Origin of the sequence: Veillonella sp. VA141, from assembly GCF_003992175.1 — a bacterium.
Taxonomy (GTDB): domain Bacteria; phylum Bacillota; class Negativicutes; order Veillonellales; family Veillonellaceae; genus F0422.
The window spans coordinates 387,446-410,086 of sequence record NZ_RQVM01000001.1 but is presented as its reverse complement, the minus strand read 5'-3'; the positions used below and the strand labels follow the sequence as shown (position 1 = coordinate 410,086).

General features: G+C 36.5%; 18 protein-coding genes. 16 read left to right on the top strand and 2 right to left on the bottom strand.

Annotated features, from left to right (window positions below; all coding sequences use genetic code 11):
• Positions 1-17: 17 nt before the first annotated feature.
• The gene (locus EO112_RS01915; protein ID WP_127162660.1) at positions 18-1,712 is read right to left on the bottom strand and encodes a DUF438 domain-containing protein; all 1,695 of its coding nucleotides are present in this window, start codon (positions 1,710-1,712) and stop codon (positions 18-20) included.
• Positions 1,713-2,098: 386 nt separating this feature from the next.
• Here EO112_RS01915 and EO112_RS01910 point away from each other — a divergent pair, with 386 nt between their 5' ends.
• Entirely contained in the window at positions 2,099-2,698 is a 600-nt protein-coding gene (locus tag EO112_RS01910; protein WP_062403279.1) for an abortive infection protein, read from the top strand.
• Positions 2,695-3,546 carry a nucleotidyl transferase AbiEii/AbiGii toxin family protein gene (locus EO112_RS01905; protein ID WP_127010904.1) on the top strand — a complete coding sequence of 284 codons (852 nt, stop codon included), beginning with the start codon at positions 2,695-2,697 and terminating at the stop codon, positions 3,544-3,546. Before EO112_RS01910 ends, EO112_RS01905 begins: the two co-directional genes overlap by 4 nt.
• Positions 3,547-3,587: 41 nt before the next feature.
• Here the strand turns inward: EO112_RS01905 and rarD are convergent, their stop codons facing one another.
• Entirely contained in the window at positions 3,588-4,463 is an 876-nt protein-coding gene (gene rarD, locus EO112_RS01900; protein WP_127162658.1) for an EamA family transporter RarD, read from the bottom strand.
• Positions 4,464-4,742: 279 nt separating this feature from the next.
• Between rarD and EO112_RS01895 the strand changes: the two genes are divergently transcribed.
• The 14 genes from EO112_RS01895 (at position 4,743) to EO112_RS01830 (ending at position 22,635) form a co-directional block, all read left to right on the top strand.
• Complete coding sequence (locus tag EO112_RS01895) at positions 4,743-7,157, top strand: TonB-dependent receptor (RefSeq protein WP_127162656.1); 2,415 nt, start codon at positions 4,743-4,745, stop codon at positions 7,155-7,157.
• A gap of 51 nt (positions 7,158-7,208) precedes the next feature.
• On the top strand, positions 7,209-8,240 hold the full coding sequence (locus tag EO112_RS01890; protein ID WP_127162654.1) for an ABC transporter substrate-binding protein: 1,032 nt from the start codon (positions 7,209-7,211) through the stop codon (positions 8,238-8,240).
• Complete coding sequence (locus EO112_RS01885) at positions 8,233-9,288, top strand: iron ABC transporter permease (protein ID WP_127162651.1); 1,056 nt, start codon at positions 8,233-8,235, stop codon at positions 9,286-9,288. The genes EO112_RS01890 and EO112_RS01885 overlap by 8 nt, the downstream gene beginning before the upstream one ends.
• Positions 9,288-10,058, top strand: a complete 771-nt coding sequence (locus EO112_RS01880; RefSeq protein WP_127010899.1) for an ABC transporter ATP-binding protein — start codon at positions 9,288-9,290, stop codon at positions 10,056-10,058. The genes EO112_RS01885 and EO112_RS01880 overlap by 1 nt, the downstream gene beginning before the upstream one ends.
• 25 nt (positions 10,059-10,083) lie before the next feature.
• Complete coding sequence (locus tag EO112_RS01875; RefSeq protein WP_126941111.1) at positions 10,084-10,698, top strand: MotA/TolQ/ExbB proton channel family protein; 615 nt, start codon at positions 10,084-10,086, stop codon at positions 10,696-10,698.
• A complete protein-coding gene (locus tag EO112_RS01870; RefSeq protein ID WP_127162649.1) occupies positions 10,688-11,092 on the top strand; it encodes a biopolymer transporter ExbD in 405 nt (134 codons plus the stop codon). The genes EO112_RS01875 and EO112_RS01870 overlap by 11 nt, the downstream gene beginning before the upstream one ends.
• A 9-nt stretch (positions 11,093-11,101) precedes the next feature.
• Entirely contained in the window at positions 11,102-11,836 is a 735-nt protein-coding gene (locus tag EO112_RS01865) for an energy transducer TonB (protein ID WP_127162647.1), read from the top strand.
• Between the two features lie 306 nt (positions 11,837-12,142).
• Positions 12,143-14,560, top strand: a complete 2,418-nt coding sequence (locus EO112_RS01860; protein ID WP_127162645.1) for a TonB-dependent receptor — start codon at positions 12,143-12,145, stop codon at positions 14,558-14,560.
• 48 nt (positions 14,561-14,608) lie between these two features.
• Positions 14,609-15,640, top strand: coding sequence for an ABC transporter substrate-binding protein (locus EO112_RS01855; RefSeq protein WP_127162643.1), 1,032 nt, complete (start codon positions 14,609-14,611; stop codon positions 15,638-15,640).
• Positions 15,641-15,728: 88 nt separating this feature from the next.
• Positions 15,729-17,051 carry an MFS transporter gene (locus tag EO112_RS01850; RefSeq protein ID WP_127162641.1) on the top strand — a complete coding sequence of 441 codons (1,323 nt, stop codon included), beginning with the start codon at positions 15,729-15,731 and terminating at the stop codon, positions 17,049-17,051.
• A gap of 387 nt (positions 17,052-17,438) precedes the next feature.
• Entirely contained in the window at positions 17,439-17,984 is a 546-nt protein-coding gene (locus EO112_RS01845; RefSeq protein ID WP_127162639.1) for a hypothetical protein, read from the top strand.
• A 182-nt stretch (positions 17,985-18,166) separates the two neighbouring features.
• Complete coding sequence (locus EO112_RS01840; protein ID WP_127162637.1) at positions 18,167-19,654, top strand: AAA family ATPase; 1,488 nt, start codon at positions 18,167-18,169, stop codon at positions 19,652-19,654.
• A 9-nt stretch (positions 19,655-19,663) separates the two neighbouring features.
• Entirely contained in the window at positions 19,664-21,154 is a 1,491-nt protein-coding gene (locus tag EO112_RS01835) for a hypothetical protein (RefSeq protein WP_127162635.1), read from the top strand.
• 17 nt (positions 21,155-21,171) lie between these two features.
• Positions 21,172-22,635, top strand: coding sequence for a tetratricopeptide repeat protein (locus tag EO112_RS01830; protein ID WP_127162633.1), 1,464 nt, complete (start codon positions 21,172-21,174; stop codon positions 22,633-22,635).
• Positions 22,636-22,641: the final 6 nt, after the last annotated feature.

Below are 22,641 nucleotides of genomic sequence, written 5' to 3'. Positions count from 1 at the left end.
TTACAGTCCCCAATATACTATTGATTCTTATATTTGAAAGCTAAAATAGCTTGGATTAATGCATCTAATGTCATCTCACCACGTTCTGCCACCATGGATAAAGTAGCTTTATGTTTCATTAATTTAGCAAGTGGAGAATTTAGCATTTTAAAGTTTGGATTGATATGAATCATGTGATCTTTTAGACCAGGGATTATATCAAATAGAGGGAATAGTTTGGTATCTCCTGTTAAACCTAGATCATTTTCATAGACCGTAGATTGTGGTGTGCTTTCTGGCACCGTACCTTGTTCAGTTGAGTTAGTTGTACTATCCTCTTGGCGTACATGTTTGTAATCGATGTGGTCTACGGCATGGTACGCAGAATTAGAACCTTCCCAAATAAGTTCTTTCCGAGAACCGCTTAGGCTACGAATATGCGTGCAATCTTGAACCATTTCTAAAATACCTTTAAATTGACCTTCTTCATTGCGCACGGCGATGTATTCGATGTGGATGAATAGGTCCGGCTTGTTAATCCACATTTCAGCGTAATCTTGTCTGCCAGCTTTGAAAGAATCGATAATTTCTTGTACTAAAGGTAGACTTTTCTTTGGATGGCAGTTTTGTACGATGCGACCGATGATATTAGAGCTGCGAGGGAAGATGCGGTGCTTTGTATCATTATAGAAACGAACTAAGTCGTTTTCATCCACGAAAGTAATATCTACAGGTAAGAATTTAAAGATTAATTTAATTTGTTCAATTGTCAAGGAGCCCACAGCTAGGTCATGCGTTTGTTCAGGGCTTCCGTTAATGCCATACTTGCCCACTAATTGTGCTAACTCTTGTAAAAGAGCGGTAGGGTTACCAGTACCACCTAATTGGGTGTTTTCATGATTTTCTACATCAGCATGATTATGTTGTGTTGTTATATGGCCCACATTTGCAGATGCCTCTCCAAGGTTCTTAGGTTCCGCATCAGGACGGCCTTTATAAAATGGAGGAGGGGCGATGAAAGCAAACCCAATTTCATGATCACCTTGGCTCATAGTAATGAAGTCACTGTCTTGTAATAACTTCCATGCTGTTGGGATTAGTACTTCTTTTTCTTTGTTATTGAGGTCACGGATAATATCGATGACGTCTGCTTGTTTTGCTAAAAATTCAGACTCTTGTCCAGATTCTAGCAGTTGTTTACTTTCAGAGATGGCATCACGAACAGCGTCATCAAAAGTCCACATGATTTTCGTAGGGCGATCGAAACCATACCGCTCTAGGACTGGATATAATTGATTTTGTTTGCGAGCCAAATGGATGCGCCAAGTAGTGAGGGCATCATATACACCAAGCCAAGGGTTGAGAATGAAGTGAGGTGCTTGTAACAGAGCTTCCATTTCTGTTAACTGTTGTTCCATGGCGTTGATTTCATTTAGATACACTGTTAATGGATGATGTTCAGGATATTCATTGTTCGCACGAATTAAAATACCATCAAATAATTCTAATAAGTCATCCATACGATGGGTGATTTCTTCGTCAGTATAAGAACCTTTTAATTGTTGCTCGCCATAAGCAAATTCATCAGGTGTACAAGTTCCGATTTTTTCTTTCAATAACGTACGAGCTGTTTCTAAATCTAAGGTGCCACCGAGAAAGCGGTCTTTAATATCGATCATAACTTCCATTCTGTCATTGCCTGTAAGCCCAAGAGCTTGTTTCATTGTGTCCATGTGCGAGTCCTTTCTGTGTTTACTATTAGTATAATCATTGTTATGGTATCATCATTTGCAGATACTTTTTGACTGAAAGTTGCTGAAAGAATACAGAGATTTCTACAAATGTAGATACCAAGGGTCTAGCGTAATAAAGTATAGGGAGTGTGCTCTCAGGGGAGTCGACTCCTTTTATGTGTTTAGTATACAGTAAATAAAAATAATTTTCAGTTGCTAGGGATACAGAATTATAAAAGTTTTGTAAGAAAGAGAATGATTGTATAAGAAGTTTAGAATGTGATTTTTAGTGATAAAATCTGTTGCAAATAAGAATATAAATAATTAATGATTTGACTATTGTTCTTATAAGATATAAAATTTAAGAATAAAAAGGTGGTGAATATATGGGGAAAAAAGAAAGATTATTGAAAACAATAGAAGATAATTGTGGAGTGATTACAACAAAAGAAGTTTTAGAGTTAGGGTTTCATAAAGATACGATAAAAGCATTAGTGCTAGATAATACATTGGAAAAAGTAGCGACAGGATTATATGCATTTCCTCATGAGAATATTGACGAGTATTTATATTTCTCACATCGTATAAGAAAAGGGGCTTTTTCACATGAGACAGCTGCTTATTTACATGGGTTGACGACAAAAATACCTAATAATTTTGTTATGACTGTTATGGTTGGAGATAATGTTAGTCGAGTATCGAAGGTAAAAGACAATATTAACTTTAAATATGTAAATAAGGATCAGTTTAGTGTTGGGAAAGTAGAACAATTGAGCCCTTTTGGGCATCTTATCATAACATATGATAAGGAAAGAACGGTACTTGACATAATTCGTGATAAAAAGCGAGTTGATGCACAAGTTTTCAGAGAAGTAATACGTTCATATTTTTTTAGTAACGATATAAATTTATTAAAACTGTCTAAATATGCAGTAGAACTAGATATGGAAGATGAATTGAGACAATATACGGAGGTCATGCTATGAAAACAGCAGAACAAATTAAAGGAGCAATTCGTAATATATCTAAGAAAACTGGAGTAAACCCAAATTCATTATTACAAATGTGTCTATTTGAGGGTGTTCTAGAGAAGTTGTCTAAGTCACAATATTGTGAAAATTTTATCTTAAAAGGAGGCTTGTTAATATCATCTTTAATTGGTGTTGATATGAGGAGTACGATGGATATGGATACAACAATTAAAGGCTTGCCGGTAAATGAAATGACAATTAGAGATATTTTAAAAGAAATTTTAACTATTTATATTGAAGCAGATGTTGAGTATGAATTGTTAAAGTTAGAGCCTATAAGAGAAAAGGGAGTCTATGAAGACTTTTGTGCGACAATACGTTGTAGGCTTGGAAAGGTTAATGCTATATTACATATAGATATTACAACCGGTGATGTTATTATTCCGAAAGAGATGCATTATTCATATTCTAAAATATTAGAAACTGGAACAATACCTATAATGACATATACATTAGAAACAATTTTAGCAGAAAAGTTTGAAACTATTACAAGTAGAAATATTACAACAACAAGAGCAAGGGATTTTTATGATTTGTATATGATATATTCACTTTATAAGGACAAAATAAATGAAGAAATACTGTGTGAGGCAATACAAGAAACCAGTCGTCACAGAGGTACGTATGAGATGGTATTAGAATATAAGGATATTTTAAATTTATTGCGTAATAGTATAGGAATGCAAAATATATGGAAAAAATATATAGATTCTAATATGTATGCAAAAGATATAGAGTTTGAGGATACTCTTAAGATATATGAAATATTAGGAAATATAATGGTATTACATTCAAATAACTAAAGTAAATAGCCTGCGCATCGGATGCACAGGCTGTTTTATATTTATTTAGTGTAATTGGATGCTGTATAGATTCCAAGGGCTACCCAAATGAAAGAAAAGGCAATCATTTTATTGGTATCGAAGCTTTCACCGAAATAGAAGATGGCAATAAGTAAAGCGATGGTGGGCGATAGGTATTGCAGGAACCCTAATAAGTTTAATGGTAATAGGCGAGCACCATAACTGAAAAGAACGAGGGGGACTGATGTTGTGAGACCAGACCCTACAAATAAAGCGGCTGTGAATGAATCATGTTGAAAAGCCGTCCAAGAACTTGTATCGATGTAGGTGGTGTAGATTATAGCTAATGGTACTACGAGCCAAGCTTCAAAGGCGATACTTGTAAATGGATGGATCAGCAATTTTTTCTTTACCAGTCCATAGAGGCCAAATGTTAAGGCAATGGCTAGTGCCAAGTCAGGCGTACTCCCCATTTGTAAAGAAATAAAGATGATACCTATAGTGGCTAAGCCCACACTAAACCACTGGGCGAACGTTAACTTTTCTTTGAAAATAAAGACTCCTAACACAACGTTGAGCAGTGGATTAATATAATAGCCGAAACTAGTATCCATCACACGATTGTTAGATATGGCCCAAATGTATAAGCCCCAATTACTAGATACGAAGATAGAAGCTAGAAATAGTAGACCCAATTGAGATATATTCTGTCTTAAATGCAGGCAATCTTTCTTAAATTGTTTGTAATTCAGTCCGATAGCCACAAAGGACATAAAGAGGGCAGACCATATAATGCGGTGTGCCAGTACGCTATAGGCTGATATATGGTGGAGAAGACCCCAGTAGATGGGTAAAAGTCCCCAAATAAAATAGCAACTTAAAGCTGTGATGAGACCTTTTTTATTGGTTTGTTGCATAGATACCTCCTTCAGTGTATTCAGTTATCATAGTACCACAGATTACATACATGTTCTATAGGAAAATAATACGTATCATAGAAAACTGATACTATCATAAAAATAATAAATTAAGATAATATAGAGTGACTTCAATATGAAATTTAGTTATATTTGAAAAATATATTGTAAAATGAAGATTCTATGAAGTATAATTATAAACAGTATGTTATTATGTATTGAAAGCAATACATATATATTAATTCGTATGGGTGTACGAAATTTTTTGGAGGTATATTCATGAAAATAACAAATAAGCGCATTTCTGTAGCTCTGTTAGCCTGTGTAGCATTGACTACATTTAGCGGCGTATACGCGGCATTTGATGAGCATTTAGACAACTATCAATTAGATACAAAGGTAGTGAAAGGTGATCGTTCTAAAGATCAATTTGGTAACACAGTAACAGAACAATCCTATTATCGTACAGGTGGTGACGTAAAAGTTATCACTCGTGATGAAATTGAAAAACGTCATTATTCTGATTTAACAGAAGCCATCAAACGTATTCCAGGGGTAACATTCCAAAACCCAGGATACCGTGGTGGAGAATATGGATACCAATTCTTCAACAATGGTATCTCTATCAATGGTGATACTCGTGTTATCGTGCTAGTAGATGGTCGTCGTGTAGATAATGCAACAAGTACACGTATTGCAGGTAGAAGTGCAACGGGTAGCAAATCTACTGGGGTTAACTTAGACCAAGTAACAAATATTAATGCCGTAGACAAGATTGAAGTAATCAAAGGTCCTGGAGCTTCTGCCTACGGTTCTGATGCAACTGGTGGTGTCATTAATATTATCACTCGCAAAGGTGGAGATAATCATCAAGGAACAGTTGATGTTTCTACTGGTTCTTGGGGTAAACATAGCTATGATTTTACCTACTCTGGTAGTGCAGGAAATGATAACTCCTTACATTATTTTGTGGGTGTAAATCGTGTTAAATCTGATGATACAAAATATCGTGATGGACATACCGGTGAAGTGGGAACATTAGGCGGTTCTCGTTTTGATGAAAGAGGCGCTAATGTACGTATCGATAAAGACTTTAGTGATACACAACGATTGACAATTTCCATCAATCATAAGCAAGGTAAAGATGGGTATCCAATTTCCACTCCCAATTTACAATATTGGAACACAAAAGATTGGCATCGCATCATTTTCTCTGCTGATGTGGGAGCATTAGATGAAAATGGTATGTTAATTGATGATAGCACAACATGGGGTAATGCAACGAATCCTGGATATCATAATTTGTTTGCCTTAGATGGATTGGCATATAATTCTTATAGTAAGTTTAAAAATAATGATGTAGATGTAAAATATACATTTGATCGTCAATCTGATATGGAAAGTTTTGCTCGATTCTATAGCCAACACCATAAATACTCTAGCACAGATACATACTCTTGGCATTTGCCATTACCAGAGGAAAAAACTATTCAAGATAAATTTAAAGAAGATTTCCCGACTGGTGTGAAAGATCAATCTTTACTAGATGATTGGATTTCTAAAAATTTAGCACCATTCCCAGGAGACAGCAAAGCAGCCCTAGAAGAATGGGTAGAAAAAACTGGTGGTAAGGCAGCAGCACCGACAAGTTATCGAAATGAAAAAACTCGTGGTATGCAAGTACAAGTAGGTCGTTCTATTGGTAAGCATGATTTACTTGCTAATGTAACTTATGATAAGGCGTTTAATGATGCAGTATCAAAACGTCACGGTAAAGTTCAAAAAACTGTCACTAAACGTACTTCGTTATATGGATATGTACAAGATAAAATTCATGTAAATGATAATTTCGATATCACTCCAACACTCCGTTTTGTAAAATATGGAAACTATATTGTTAATGGTGTAAAATCCCAAGGTGGAGCTAGCCATGTAATAACACCAGCTTTAAATCTTCAATATAGCTTTGGTGATCATAATACAGTGTATGCTGGTTGGACAAAAGTAGTGCGTCCATTACGTAGCGGAGACTACACGTCTACTTATGGTGAGTTTAAAACGCCTTTACAAGATGAAAAAGGCAATGTGTATACTATTGGTTATCAAAAAGAGCTGAATAAGAAAACTGTGGTAGGTCTAAATTATAGCTTAACAGATATGAGTAATGCTATTGCTTCTTTCCCAATTCGTGTAGGAAATGAATTTGAAAGTACAGCGGTCAATGCGAAACAAAAGAAAACTGCTTTTAATGTAACAGTGGACCATAAAATCAATAAGTATTGGTCTGTAGGCGCTGCATATAGCCATTTGAAAGATAAATGGGGCGTTAAACCTGGATATGTTATAAAACCAGAGTGGGGTTATAACGATTCTGGTGATATTAATACAGGTATTAACAAATTGCGTCCGGCGAATCATTATACACTCAATGTAAATTATGATGCGGGTAAAGTATCATCTGGATTGTTAGTAAACTATTATACAGGCTCTAATATAGAAGCCTTTACATCGAAACGCTTTGTAGTAGTAGATTGGAATTTAAACTATGAGGTTACTAAAGATTTAACAACATACGTTGCAGTGACAAACTTAACGAACGAAGCATACGAAACTACTAGCTATGCCGTATATGGCCCAGGTAGTTCTGCAATGCCAGCTCGTCAAGCTATGATTGGTGCTAAATACAAATTCTAATAATGATTCATGAAAGAGCTACCTTGGTAGCTCTTTCGTTTAGGTGAATAAATGAGAAAGTTATATATAACTGGATGTATGTTAGCTATCATATTAGGATTATACAGCGCGCATCTACATGGTATGGAAGAATTTATTCCCATGCCTGAGTATGTGGAAAGTACTGTTGTTTCCCAGGAAGTAGGACCTCGTACGGTAAATCAATTAACGAGCAAAGGTACGGATCAAGAGATTACCTATGAAGGGGAACCACGTCGTATCATGGGCGTTTGGCAAAGCTCAGTAGAAACACTACTTGCTTTAGGTGTAGGTGATCGTATAATCGCGGCTATAGGAGTGCCAGATAGTAAATATATAGCAGAAGAATATCGTGATGCTTATGAAAAGATTCCTTATAAAAGCATGGAAATTCCAGATGTAGAAACTACCTTATTATGGGAGCCAGACTTGCTTGTAGGCTGGTATTCTACCTTTCAAAAGAATAACTGGAAGAGTACGGATTTCTGGGCACAACGAGGGATTGATAGCTATATTTCGAGATCATCCTATAAAAAATCTAAGAGAACAGTAGAGGGTGAATATCAATATATTCTTGATCTAGGAGCGATTGTCAATAGACAAGAACGTGCACAGGCGTTGGTGAATCGAACTAAACGGGCAGTGGCAGAAGCAAGAGCCTATGGAGAAACACAGAACACGAAAGATACGGTTCTGATACTCGAAAATTCGGGACGCCAGTATCGTGTATATGATAAGGAAACATTAGCAGGAAATATGCTGGAAGAAATAGGAGGACATCTTATTTCTGAGGCAGGACAAACAATCAATGCAGAAGAGTTGATTCATTTAAATCCATCAGTTATCTTTTTAGTGCTAGTAGAAGAGGATTATGAACGGCAAGATGAACTCATAGACAATCTATATAAGAATCCTACACTACAACACGTAGATGCCATACGTAATCATCGAGTACATGGGGTTCCCCTATTTATGGTGTATAGCGCAGGTACACGAATCCATGATGGATTGAATCTTATGATTCACGGATTGTATCCTAATTTTACAGGAGGTATTCATGAGTAATCGAACACATACATTCACAGTGGTGGGTGTAGGAATTATACTCATAGCCCTATTGATTGCGGGTATGGCATGGTCTTTATTTTTAGGGACAGTGCATATTCCAGCACATACATTGTGGCAAGTGGTGGCATCAAAATTTGTAGATACCATTACGATTGAGGATCCACGACAAGGGGCTTTGAATGATATTGTATGGATGTTGCGTATGCCACGGGTTATCTTGGCCGCTTTAGTCGGTGCAGGACTTGCTGTCAGTGGTGTCATTATGCAAGCCATTGTTAAAAATCCATTGGCAGATCCATATATTTTAGGCATTTCATCAGGTGCATCCACAGGGGCTACAGTAGCCATTTTAATGGGTGTAGGTATTGCCTTTGGTGAAGAATATGTGGGCATTATGGCTTTCATAGGGGCTATGGTTATATCCTTTGGTGTGCTTATTATTGCTAATATGGGTGGCCGTGCTAATGCGATTAAATTGTTGTTAGCCGGGATGGCCTTGAGCGCCGTTTGCAGTGCCTTTACGAGTATTATTGTATACTTTGCAAACGATAAAGAAGGGATTCAAAACGTAACCTTCTGGATGATGGGTAGTCTGGCAGGGGCTAATTGGGATTTGATTGGCATTATGCTACTTGTTATTCTAGTACCAATTGTCTTCTTCTGGTCCCAAACACGCATTTTGAACTTGATGTTACTAGGTGATGAAGTAGCCATTACCCTAGGTATAGATCTTCACAGATATCGTCAATTATACCTTGTGATGAGCTCGATTATGATAGGCTTTGCCGTGTATGCAGCAGGGATTATTGGATTCGTTGGGTTGCTCATTCCTCATATCGTACGTCAAGCGTTGGGCACAAATCATAAAGGTTTAATTCCTATATCTGCCTTAGGAGGCGCTTTATTACTAGTAGTGGCAGATACACTCAGTAGAACGCTCATTCCTCATACGGAATTACCGATTGGTATCTTAATTTCTGTGATCGGGGCGCCAGCTTTTGTATACTTAATGATTAAGCAAACCTATGCGTTTGGAGGTAATTAATGAATTTACAAGTAAAACAAGTTGCCTTTGGCATTGGACAAACGCAAATCTTACAAGGTATAGATTTAGACGTACAAGATCGTGAAATTGTAGGTTTAATTGGTCCCAATGGTAGTGGTAAAAGTACATTGTTAAAATGTATCTATCGTACATTACATCCTAATGCAGGACAAATTATGTTGAATGGCCGTGCCTTAGATGAACTTTCATTTCGTGAAAGTGCTTTGCAAATGGCGGTAGTGGCACAACATAATCAATACCAATTTGACTTTTCAGTGATGGATATTGTACTTATGGGGCGTATGCCTCATAAAAAATTACTTGAAGGAGATACGCCGGGGGACTATACTATAGCTAGACGGGCTTTAGCACAGGTAGGTATGGATCATATGGAAACACGTAGTTTCTTGAGCCTTTCAGGGGGAGAGCAACAGCGTGTGATTTTGGCCAGAGCCTTAACACAAGAAAGCCCATGTTTGATTTTGGATGAACCAACGAATCATTTGGATATCAAGTACCAATTGGAAATGTTGGAAATCGTTCGTGATGCGGGTGTAACTGTATTGATGGCTGTTCATGATTTAAACTTGGCATCCCAATTCTGTCATCGTTTAGTAGCCTTGGAAAAAGGACGAGTGGTTGGCACAGGGACGCCAAAAGAGTTGCTGACACCAGAGTTTATTCAAAATCTATATGGTGTACATAGTCGCATCGTAGAAGGTCCGACAGAAGATTCTATTCATATTATTTTTACGGAAACAGTGAAATAAGTATTTATGTATAAGGAGGTATCACATGGAATTATTTGAATTATTTATTAAAGGTGGATATGTAATGTATCCATTGTTACTTTGTTCTTTCATTGCTGTGATTATTTTTGTAGAACGGTTACGTTTTTATCGATCTATGCTAGATGATGTGAATGCGTTGCGTGAAACAATCATTCCTCTAGTACAACAAAGCAATTGGAAGGGCTTACAAGCCTTAAAAGAAACAAGCAAAGGGATGGCAACACATGTCATTGCAGAAGCAGCTCGTGGTGGCAATAATAAAGAACAACAAGAAAAATTGTTGGAAGCAGCAGCCATTAGTGAATCTGCAAAATTACGTCAATATTTAAACTACATCGAATCTATCGTAACAATGGCTCCTTTGTTGGGTTTGTTGGGTACAGTAACAGGCATGATTGGTTCTTTCAGCGTATTATCTATTTCTGAAGGACAACCATTTGCCATTACTGGTGGTGTAGGGGAAGCCTTGATTGCTACAGCCACAGGCTTGATCGTGGCGATTATTGCTTTGATTTTACATACATACTTAGTGCAACAACAAGATATTTTGATTAGCCAAATCGAAGATGCAAGTGCTATGTATATGGCGGAATTGGCAGGTGACAACCATGCGGCTTAGATCCTTACGGACTACGTCTAAACCGAAACTCATGATTATTCCAATGATTGATATCATCTTCTTTTTATTGGTATTTTTCATGATGAGTATGTTGACAATGGTCGTACAAAAAACTGTGCCAATTCAATTACCACAAGCGGTGGCATCGAAAGTGGACTTGCAACGTAAAATTCCAATTACTGTAACAAGTAACGGACAAATCTATGTGGAAGCACAACCGGTGACGCTTGACCAAATGATTCGTTACTTGCAAGCTGAAAAAGCGAAGGGCGATGATATGGTCGTTATCTTGCGTGGTGATGCGAAAGCTGAATATGGCGCATTTGTTACTGTCTTAGACACATTGAAACAAATGGGTATTGTTAAAGTATCCATTGCGACAGATAGTAAATAAGGAGGTACTATGGATAGACGATGGCGTATACCCGCAGTGATATCCGGACTGACAAATATAGGTCTTGTAGTACTTCTAGGCGTATTGGGTCATATCCAAACACCGACACCAGAATCGGATGAAATTGTAGAGGTGCAGTTGGTTCATGAGGATAAAGGTAGCGCAGGGCAACCGAGTGCAGGACCGGCGATTGCAGCACCCCATACTGAAAAACGTGAAATTCCACCACCGATTACGAATTTAGCCGATGCAGATGCAATTTTAGAACAAGTGAAAGCGGAAGTACCTAAAAATGTAGCGATTGTAGCACCACCATCAGCACTTCCAGGAACCACTGGAGGCGGTGGAGAAGGTACGGAACCTAGCGATGGAAATGGTAATGGTAATGGTAACGGTAACGGAGATGGAGACGGAGACGGCAAAGGTACTGGAGATGGTAACGGGGTAGACGGCAACGATGATGGAGTGATCGTTGATGCTGGTAGTTTATCTCTAGTCAGTGATGTAGAAGCACCGTATCCTCCTAAAATGCTCCGCCAAGGTAAAACAGGCACTGTGGTTGTTCAATTGGTAGTAGAAAAAGATGGTTCTGTTAGCTCTGTAGATATTATTGGAGGCAGCGGACAACCTGAATTTGAACAAGCCGTGATGCGCGTGGCGTATCAATGGACCTTTGTGCCAGCCACACGAAACGGCCGACCAGTTCGAGCCTATGCAACGAGAACCTATCGGTTTGTATTATAAAATTAAATAGTGACATCTATACATTAGCTTAGATGAAGTACATAGCGCCATATGGTTCTTACTACATGCAGTTAGAATTGTATGGCGCTTTTAGTCACTATAGTAGTATTAGAGAAAATTGTAGATGAACGTAATTAATACTAAAATATATATAAAATAGTGTAATACTAGGAATTATAAGCTTTCATAGTCTGGAACTTGAAATTTAACACAATGTAGAGTTATACTTGATTGGGAACCTACTATGTGTAAGGTCTTATTTTATTTTTCGTATGGGCGTACGGAATACTTAAGGGAGGTATATTTATGAAATTTACAAAAAAAGGGGTGTCAGCAGCTTTGCTGGCTTGCGTAGCACTGACTACATTTAGTGGAGTACATGCGGCATTTGATGAACATCTAGATAAGTATCAATTAGACCCTAAAGTCGTGAAGGGAGACCGTTCAAAGGATCAATTTGGTAATACTGTAACGGAACAATCCTATTATCGTACAGGTGGTGATGTGAAAGTTATTACTCGGGAAGAAATTGAAAAACGTCACTATACTGATTTAAGTGAAGCTATTAAACGTGTTCCCGGTGTAGCTATCCAAAGTCCCGGATATCGTGGTGGAGAATATGGATATAATTCACATAATAATAGTTTGACTATTAATGGTGATGCAAGAGTAATTATTCTTGTAGATGGTCGTCGCGTTGATAATATGACCAGTGAAAATATTGGCTCTATAAATGAAAATGGTAGCAAAAGTACTGGTGTAAATTTAGATCAAGTCATCAATATGAATGCTGTTGATAAAATTGAAGTTATCAAAGGACCTGGTGCTTCCGCTTATGGTTCAGATGCCACAGGTGGTGTCATTAATATTTTAACTCGTAAAGGAGTTGAAGGTGGTGGACAGGCTACACTAGATATTTCAACAGGTAGCTGGAAGCAGCATAAATATGACTTCACCTATTTAGGCAGTGCGGGTAACGATAATTCCTTACATTATTTTATAGGTCTTAATAAAATTACCTCTGGTGACACAAAGTTTGTGGATGGATATATAGGTAAATCCGCTACACTTGGTGGGTCTGAGTTTAAGGAAAAAGGTGCCAACTTACGAATCGATAAGGATTTTGATGATACCCATCGTTTAAGTATTTCCTATACCCATAAACAAGGTAAAGATGGTTATCCTGTATCAACACCTAATTTAAAATATTGGAATCAAAATGACTGGAATCGTATTATATTTGCCATAGGTGTGGGTAAATTAGATGATCAAGGCAAATTAATGATCAATCCGAATACAGGGAAATCTTATTACCTAAGAGGGGAGAATGTTATTCCTGGATTCCGTAATCTATTTGGGCTACACGGCATAGGTTTTAGTTCATATAATAAATTCCAAAATAATGACTTAGATGTAAAATATACCTTTGACCGTCAAGGAGATATGGAGAGCTTCGTAAGACTATATAATCAAAATCATAAATATTTAGGCTCTATGTTAGGTACCTGGGCGCTGCCAGGTAGTATAGACCAATTTCAAGCAGACTTTCCAGATGGTGTTAAGGATAAAGAGACGTTAAATAAGTGGATTAGTAAACACCTAGCTCCGTTTCCAGGAGGCAGTAAAAAGGCACTCGAAGAATGGGTAGCAAAAGTTGGAGGAAAAGCACCAGCTCCTACTTCCTATCAAAGTGAGAGAAATAGAGGGATTCAACTACAAGTGGCTCGCTCATTAGGAAAACATGATGTGATTGGTAATGTTACCTATGATAAAGCGGCAAACTATCATATTAGCAATGGCGAAAAAGGCCATCGAGAAACCTTTGTAAAACGCAATTCTATCTATGGATATTTACAAGATAAAATTCATGTTAATGATCACTTTGATATTACACCAGCACTTCGGTTTGCTAAGTATACAGATTTTACAACGGAAACAAAAGAATCTCAAGGTGGTTCTACGCATGTCTTAACACCAGCATTAAACCTACAATATCGGTTTGCTGATCATAGCACTGTATATGCAGGATGGGCTCGCATTTTACGACCATTACATGCTAGTGATTATCAAGCGGTATATGGAGAAAATAATACGCCATTGCAAGATGAAAAAGGTAATGTCTTTACATTGGGATATCAAAAAGAGTTTGGCAAAAATACTACACTAGGAGCCCATTATAGTGTGATGAATATGTCTAATTCTATCGCGATAGTTCCTTTTGTAAGTGAAGAAGATGAGGAATATGCAGTAAATGCAAAACAAAAAAGAACATCTTTTAATGTTACCTTAGATCATAAGTTAAATGATCATTGGAATATTGGACTTGCCTATAGCCATTTAAAAGATGTTTGGTCCGCAAAACATGGTTATACTACTAAAGAAGGTTGGAGTTTTAATGATCCAGCAGATATTAACTCTGGTATTAATAATTTACGACCAGCTAATCATTATACGTTAAATCTTAATTATGATAGTGATAAATTCTCTTCTGGTCTGTTGATGAACTATTATACTGGTGCTAATACAGTAGGGTTTACGTCTAAACGATTCTTTGTAATTGATTGGAATGCAAATTACAATATCACTAAAGATATAACTACATATTTAGCCATTACAAATGTAACAAATGAAGCTTATGAAACAATGGCAGATTCTTACTTTGGTGCAGGTGGCGCTGCAATGCCGGGACGACAAGTCATGATAGGTGCTAAATATAATTTCTAATCATTGTAAAAGAGCTACAAATTGTAGCTCTTTTATTTAGGGGACAGAATGAAAAAAATATATATTTTTCTAGTTAGTATCGTTATTTTAGCTAGTATATATACAGCATATTTGCAAGGAATAAACCAACTTATTCCTATGCCTAGGTATGTTGTTACTACGGAAGGAAGTAGTAAGACAAGTCCTCGTATTGTACAGCAATTGACAAGCAAAATTACTTACCAAGATATATCCTATGATGATGAAAGTTATCGAATTATGGCGGTTTGGCAAAATTCAGTAGAAACTTTATTAGCATTAGGTATGGGAGATAGAATTATTGCAGCTATTGGGGTGCCTGATAGTAAATATATTTCAAAAGAGTATCGTGCAGAGTATGAAAAAATTCCTTATAAAAGTATGGAAGTTCCAGATGTGGAAAGTACTTTGTTATGGGAACCTGACTTAATAGTAGGTTGGTACACTACATTTCAAAAGGACAGGTTAAAAAGTACTGATTTTTGGATGAGCAGAGGAGTTCATACGTATATCGCAAGTTCATCAGCGGAGTCTTCTTTAGCTACTGTAGAAGGAGAATACCAATATATTTTGGATTTAGGAAATGTGGTCAATCGAAAAGAGAAAGCTGAAGAGATTGTTTATCGAATACAGCAATATGTGAAAGCAGCTAAAGAATATGGAGAAACACATCCTACACAGGATACAGTGATGATTATAGAACCTGCCGGACGACAGTTTGGTGTGTATGATGACGATACACTTGGTGGAAAGATGATAGAAGAGATTGGTGGTAATTTATTGGGCGATGTTGGGGAAACCATCAATATAGAAGAATTGATTGATTTAAATCCTTCTGTCATATTTGTAGTGTTACAAGAAGATGATTATGAACATCAAGATGAGATTATACAATATTTATATGATAATCTAGCCTTGCAACATGTTGATGCGATTCGTGATCATCGGGTTTATGGGATTCCTTTATTTATGGTCTATAGTTCAGGGGTCCGCATATATGATGGATTAGATATTATGATTCGTGGTTTGTATCCAAACTTTGAAAGTAAAGACTATATATAAATGCATTTTTATGTTTATAAACTACTAGCCTATCATCTAAAAAAGGTATATACTATGCCATGACATGCAATGTAAAGGAGGCGTTATAATGGAAGTTGTTAGTCAAGAGGTAAAAAGTCGTTTTTTACGCTTGCAAATGAATTCTCTGATTGGTGTATGGATTGGATATGCAGCTTACTACTTAGTGCGCAGTAACTTTAATTTAGCATTGCCTTATTTATCTGGTGAACTAGATTTAAGTAAAACGCAATTAGGGTTATTGTCTAGCTGTTTATTGATTACATACGGACTTAGCAAAGGATTCATGTCTGTGTTGGCAGATAAAGCAAATCCGAAGTATTTTATGGCTATCGGTTTGACTTTATGCGTCATTTTGAATGTATTGATGGGATTTACTACACATTATTCCTTATTCATCGGACTCGTTATTCTATTAGGTTTATTCCAAGGGATGGGTGTAGGACCGTCAATCATTACGGTAGGATATTGGTTTCCAAGATCTCAGCGAGGTCGTGCTAGTACGATTTGGAATATGTCCCACAACTTAGGTGGTGGCATTGTGGCTCCTATCGTAGGTGTAGCAATTGGCTATTTAGGAACAGAGCATTGGCGCCTCGGCACATTTGCAGTACCAGCTATCTTAGCCGCTATTTGTGTGCTATTAGTCTTGTATTTTGTTCGTAGACGTCCAACAGAAGAAGGATTACCAACGGTAGAGGAGGTATTCCAAGAGGAAGCGGCAGGCCAAAAATCTGCTAAAATGGCAGCGGACAAACCAGAGAATATGAATGCATTCCAAGTGTTTTACAACTTTGTATTTAAAAATCCAAACTCTTGGTATTTGGTGTTAATCGACGTATTCGTATACATGGTACGCTTTGGCATGATTACCTGGATTCCTTTATACTTACTGAAAGTAAAAGGATTTACGAAAACAGAGATGAGTGTAGCCTATATGTTATTTGAATGGGCTGCTATTCCATCTACGATCTTAGCAGGCTATTTGGTAGATAAATACTTTAAAGGACGCATCATGCAATTACCAATCTATTGCTTAGTGGTCATCTTTGCTTGCGTTATTGGGTATATGAACTCTGATAGTATTTTATGGGCCACTGTATTTGCGTGTATAACTGGATGTTTGATTTATATTCCACAATCTATGATTCCAGTACAAGCGATGGAAGTCATTCCAACATTTGCTTTAGGATCTGCCGTAGGCTTACGTGGTTTTATGAGTTATCTGGTGGGTAGTTCCTTAGGAACAACCCTCTTTGGTTTCGTTGTAGACCATTGGGGTTGGGACATGGGTTTCTACACATTGCTAGTGGGCGTAGTCCTTTGTATGTTCTCTTGCTACTTATCCAACAGAGGGGTACAAAAAATCTATGCGGCTGCTGATAAAGCCTAGACGGATGAAATAATACTGATAAAAGAATAGGCACTAGTAGAATGTGCTAGTGAAAGTTACGAAGGAAAGCCTTAGCATGGGCTTTCCTTTTTTGTGTATATGGTGAAATTTTTTAGCTATAGATTTGTAAAATTTTCATAATAAGTATTTACATAGACAATATTTGTCTATGGTGGATTGTATAATAAAAGAGTAGTTATTGTTTTCTATGTAAAAGTAATTTGTGAAAAGGAGTATGATATGGGACTATTAAATGACTAAAAAGAAGCTAAAGAAGTAGCAAAAAATTTAAAGAAAGAGTTTGATGCCAGCGAAGAAGGACAAGAAATAAAGAAAGATTTAAAACAGTTTATTCACGAATTTTTCTTTGGAAGACCAGATCAAACCTTGTTCCAAAGATTAAATGAATTTTTCATTCCTTTCATTGTATTTGTAGGGGCTTTATTTTATCTCCATCATTATACGGCTATTTTTGGATACACCGAAGCTAATGCAGCTAGGTTGGCACCGATTACACCTTGGGTGATTATGTCTGTGAATAATACGAACCCTAGTACTGAAAAATCATTATTAGATATGACAAAAACTAACTTTATATTTGGACCAGGGCGATTTGATATAGACTTATTAAAAGGGGGCGCTAAAACAGATGGAACTTGGGAGCAAACAGTGCAAAATACATCAGATTACTTTGTGGACATCAAAGTGAAAGCCCATGGACGAGTTGAAGGAACACATAAAGTAGAAGATATCCGATACACGTTAATCCCGCCTAATAGTTCTATTAGAATTAAAGGCATATTTAATACAAAAGGTGGCAAACTAACATCCTTTGACCCGGGAGAAACAGAACTTGAATTTGTGAAAGAATATGATATGGAACAGGCACTGGAAAATATTAAACATAATTTGAATAAATTAGATAAAAAGTGATAGTTGTAATGGCATAGCAGGCTAAATAGAAATCAATATTTAATTAATATGGATGAATGTAGTTAGTTTTGAAAATAAGTATTGACTACATAGAAGAAATGTTTTTATACTTTTTGTAAGGATATGTATCAGATCCGGCATGGTTTTGTGAATTATGAGAAAATAGGAAGATTGGAGTTAGTATGTCTAAGGTAAAAGAAAAAATAAATCGTTATTTTGACGCAGCATTTCCTATTATTTTGTATAAAGTAATAGAAGAGGCGAAGGCAGTTGAGCTTTTAAAAGAATTGGCACCTTCAAGACGTATCATAGAGTGGAGTACTAGTGAATGTAAGGATACTACCATTCCCAACTTAGATGATTACACATTAGATAATATGTTAAGTATATTATATGAAGATGCTTCATTAGAACTGAGAAATTCGTTATTAATTATTAAAGATAGCGTATCGTTTATTGATAATCCAAGAGTAATTGGTTATTTGAAACGATTGGCACAAATGATTACTGATGGAGAAATTGAAGATTGTACAATTGTGATAGTAGGACAAAATATTAAGATTCCTGATGAGTTAGAACTATATGTTAGTATTATAGAAGATGAGCCGTTAACGCATGAAGAAATTGGTAAGATTATAGAGCAATTTTGCGCAGATTATGAGATTATAGCGGATAAACAGTTACAGTATATATTATCCAATGCGTTTAAAGGGCTTTGTGAATATGATATTATCAATATTTTAGCGTTAGCTTATGCAAATGATGGAGAATTAACAGAATCAGATATCGATTTAATTCTTGAGCATAAACGACAAATTGTACAGCGCACAAGCGTATTAGAAATGGTACCGTTAAAAGAATCTATTCATGATATTGGTGGCTTAAATAGTCTGAAAGAATGGATTACAAAGAAAGAAAAGATTTTTAATAATATAGAAGCGGCAAAAGAATTTGGTGTAGATATTCCCAAAGGGGTATTAATCGCTGGTGTACCGGGTTGTGGTAAATCACTGAGTGCCAAAGCGATAGCTCATTTGTTTAAAGCGCCTTTATTACGGTTAGATATGGGCCGTATCATGGGGAAATACGTTGGTGAATCAGAAGAAAATATGAGAAAAGCAATTGCTCTTTCAGAAAGTATTGCACCTTGTGTGTTATGGATTGATGAAATAGAAAAAGCTTTATCAGGCGTTAGTGGAGAAGGTGGCAATGCAGATATTACCAATCGCTTATTAGGTTCTTTTTTAACATGGTTGCAAGAAAAGAAAAGTCAAGTTTTTGTAGTGATGACAGCCAACAAGATTGATAAATTACCACCTGAATTGATTCGAAAAGGAAGAATGGATGAGATCTTCTTTGTAGATTTACCAAATCAAGAAGAACGTACTAAAATTTTTGAAATTCATATTAATTCAAGGAGACCAAAGGATAGCGCCTCCATTCATTTAGATAAATTAGTGAAGCAAACGGAAGGGTATAGCGGCGCAGATATTGAAGGTGTTGTAAAAGATGCCGTTGAAACTGCTTTTACAAATAATCGTAGTAGCATTACAACGGAAGATATTGAAACAGCTATTAGTAAGTCATATCCATTGAAAGAAATTATGAAAGAGCAAATAGAAGCAATGGTGAAAATTTACAAAGAGAAAAAATTCAAAAGTGCTACATAAGGGGGAATTATGAAAGCAACAGATATTAATGTAAGTGGCTTTCAAAGTATATTAAAACGAGCTACAGAATCATGGGCACAAGAGTCACCACAAACAAAAGAGGAGTCGAAACGATGGTTATCTGAATTTTATAGAAATGAAATGCCAGAATTAACAGAGGAAGAGGCTGATACTCAAGCTGAATTAGCAGTTACTGGGTTGGAACGCTATCAAACCGCAAAGGTAAGCTTGGAAGAAAGTGAAAGTAAAGGTGTAAGCCGACAAGGCTGGTTGCAAACGCAGTTTGATTCGGTATTGGCACAAATGGGGAAAGAACAGTTTGTTTCTTATTTGAGTGAAATAGATAGAACTCTAGATCAGGCGAATCAAGAAAGTATGAAAACGATTTTGACGCAGACTGGTTCGATTAATCAGAATCCTAATTTAGATGGTTTTATTGCGGAAACAGAATTGGTTAACTCTTATAATACAAATGCTGCCTTGCAAGATGGAGCCTATCGTGCTAGAGTATTGCAACCTGAGGCAGGGCAAACATATGGTAAAAACTCTGTAGATATTTCTGTAGATAGTATGAGTACAGGTCAAAAAGGTGTGCAGAGGTATCAAGCTAAATTTGGTAAAGATTCCACTGCCACAGCGGATATGGTACTAGATAAAGATTACAGGAATCAAAGGATTTTAGTGCCCAAAGGTCAAGGGCTTGAAGTTAAAAACAAATTAGGTAAAAAGACTGTTACAGAGTACATAGAAACTGCAGATGGAGTAAAAGGGAGTGCTCTGAGTAAAGCAGAAGTAAAGCGAAAACAAGAACTAGCTCAATCGGGAAAAGGGATTGAAGAACGAACTTGGAATGATTATGATGCCAAAGAGTTAACAAAATATATGGGTATGCAAATTGGATTAGCATCTGCTGCAGGTGGAGCGATGGGAGCAGGTATGCAAGTCTTAGGGGACCTTGTCAATGGAAATGATATAGAAGCCGACAAAGTCATGGAAACTGCTATTAAAACAGGTGCTGACACAGGGGCCAAGACTGCATTAACAGCAGCGTTAAAAGTAGGGACAGAAAAAGGCGTATTGCCAAACTTAGTGGGATCATCGACGGGAGTCTTAGGAGTTGTTAGCTCTATTTTAGTAGATAATACAAAAGTTATGTATGAACTAGGGAATGGTGATATTACACCAATGCAAGCCATACATAAAATGGAGTCTAATACATACTCTGGAGTTGGTGGGTTCTTAGGTTGGGCAACAGGTGCCGAAATTGGTGCAACCATAGGCTCTATTGTACCGGGAATTGGAACGCTTATTGGTGGTATTGTAGGAGCTATGGCTGGCTCCACCGTAGGAAAAATAGTCCATAAAGGAGTTACTACAGTTAGAAAGGTAGCTGTGAAAACAGCGAAGGCCACATGTAGTGCTATTGCATCTGTGGCAAAAGCAGTATGGAGTGGTGTAAAGTCAATTGCAAAAGCGTTGAATCCATTTAATTGGTTTTAAAAATAAGGATTAAACATATGGGTAGAAAAATCAAATTTGCTTTAAAAAGTACGGAAGGAAAAAATATCACAACCCTAGAAGAGTTGAGAATATATGGGGACTTAAAATGCGTGGTAGAGGCATTTTATACTAAAAAGTTAATGAGATGGCTTGAGGAGCGTAAATATATAGAAGAACTTGAGTTGTTGTCTCATATTGATATTGATGATGTAGATTTTATAGAAAAATTAGTTACGATTCTTGGATTACAACAAGCTGATATAGTTTGTGATATTGATACAATAAAAAAAGAACAAGATAAGCTAGTAGCTTTGAAAGAATATAAGAAGAATGTTCAAAACCGTGAAGATGCAAGAATCGCGGAGCTTTTGGAGAAAGCTTTTCTTGAGGGCGAGACAGATCTTTACAATACTTATCAATTAATGCTAAATAACCCTGCTATGGAAGAACGTTATGTATATACTTATGATTTTTTGCAACTTAATGTAAGGTTTTATAAAGTGTGGAGAGAAAAACGTAACTTTCCTATAGATTGGTATATAAAAGCATCTGATTTTGGTGACTCTAAGGCTAAATTAATATTAGGGTATTGTTATTTATATGGAATAGGGGTTACTAATAGCAATAAAAGAGCTTTTCAATTATTTAATGAAGCTAGTGAATTAGGGAGTTTGGAAGCATTATTTGAATTAGGCGAGTTATATACAGCCGGAAATGGAGTAAAAAAGGACGTAATAAAGGCGATGGAGATATATGAGAAGGTCTTAGAAAGCGGAGGATTTCGTGTAAGAAGTGATTTGGGTGTTTGCTATATAAATGAAAATATTCATCTTGAAAAAGGTAGACAATTGATTTGTGAGGCAGTAGATCAGGGCAGTGTACATGCATATTTCAATTATGGCTTAGGTTTGGCATATGGTGTTGGTGGATTTGAAAAAAATATAGAAAGAGGACTCGAGTATATAATAAAATCCTCAGATGCAGATTTTACATTAGCTCAATTTGAATTAGCCAATATGTATTATGAAGGTAATCTGGTTGTTCAAAATCATGAAAAATGCCTTTCGTTAATGAAAACAATAGGAGAAAAAGATTATTATGATGAAAAAATAGTGCTAGCTAGACGATATGTTGCAGATTTCTATAATTCTGGGATTGGAACTGAAATAAATTACAAAGAGGCAGTTAAATGGTATGAAAAATCCTTGGAAACTGGTATAGAGGAAAATAATCTATGTGCACTTTATAGACTTGGTTTATGCTATGAGGTAGGAAATGGAGTAGATAAAGATTATTATAGAGCAAAAGAATATTATCAAAGAGCTCTTGAAGAAGGATATAAGGATGAGGACGTAGCAGATGATATAATGCGAATTAATAGAAAAATAAGTGATAAGGAAGAATATGATCAAGTTATTAAGAGGGCTAGAGAAGTAGCTAAAGAGGTGACTGATGAGCTGTATAGGATTCATAATAGTTAATCTTAT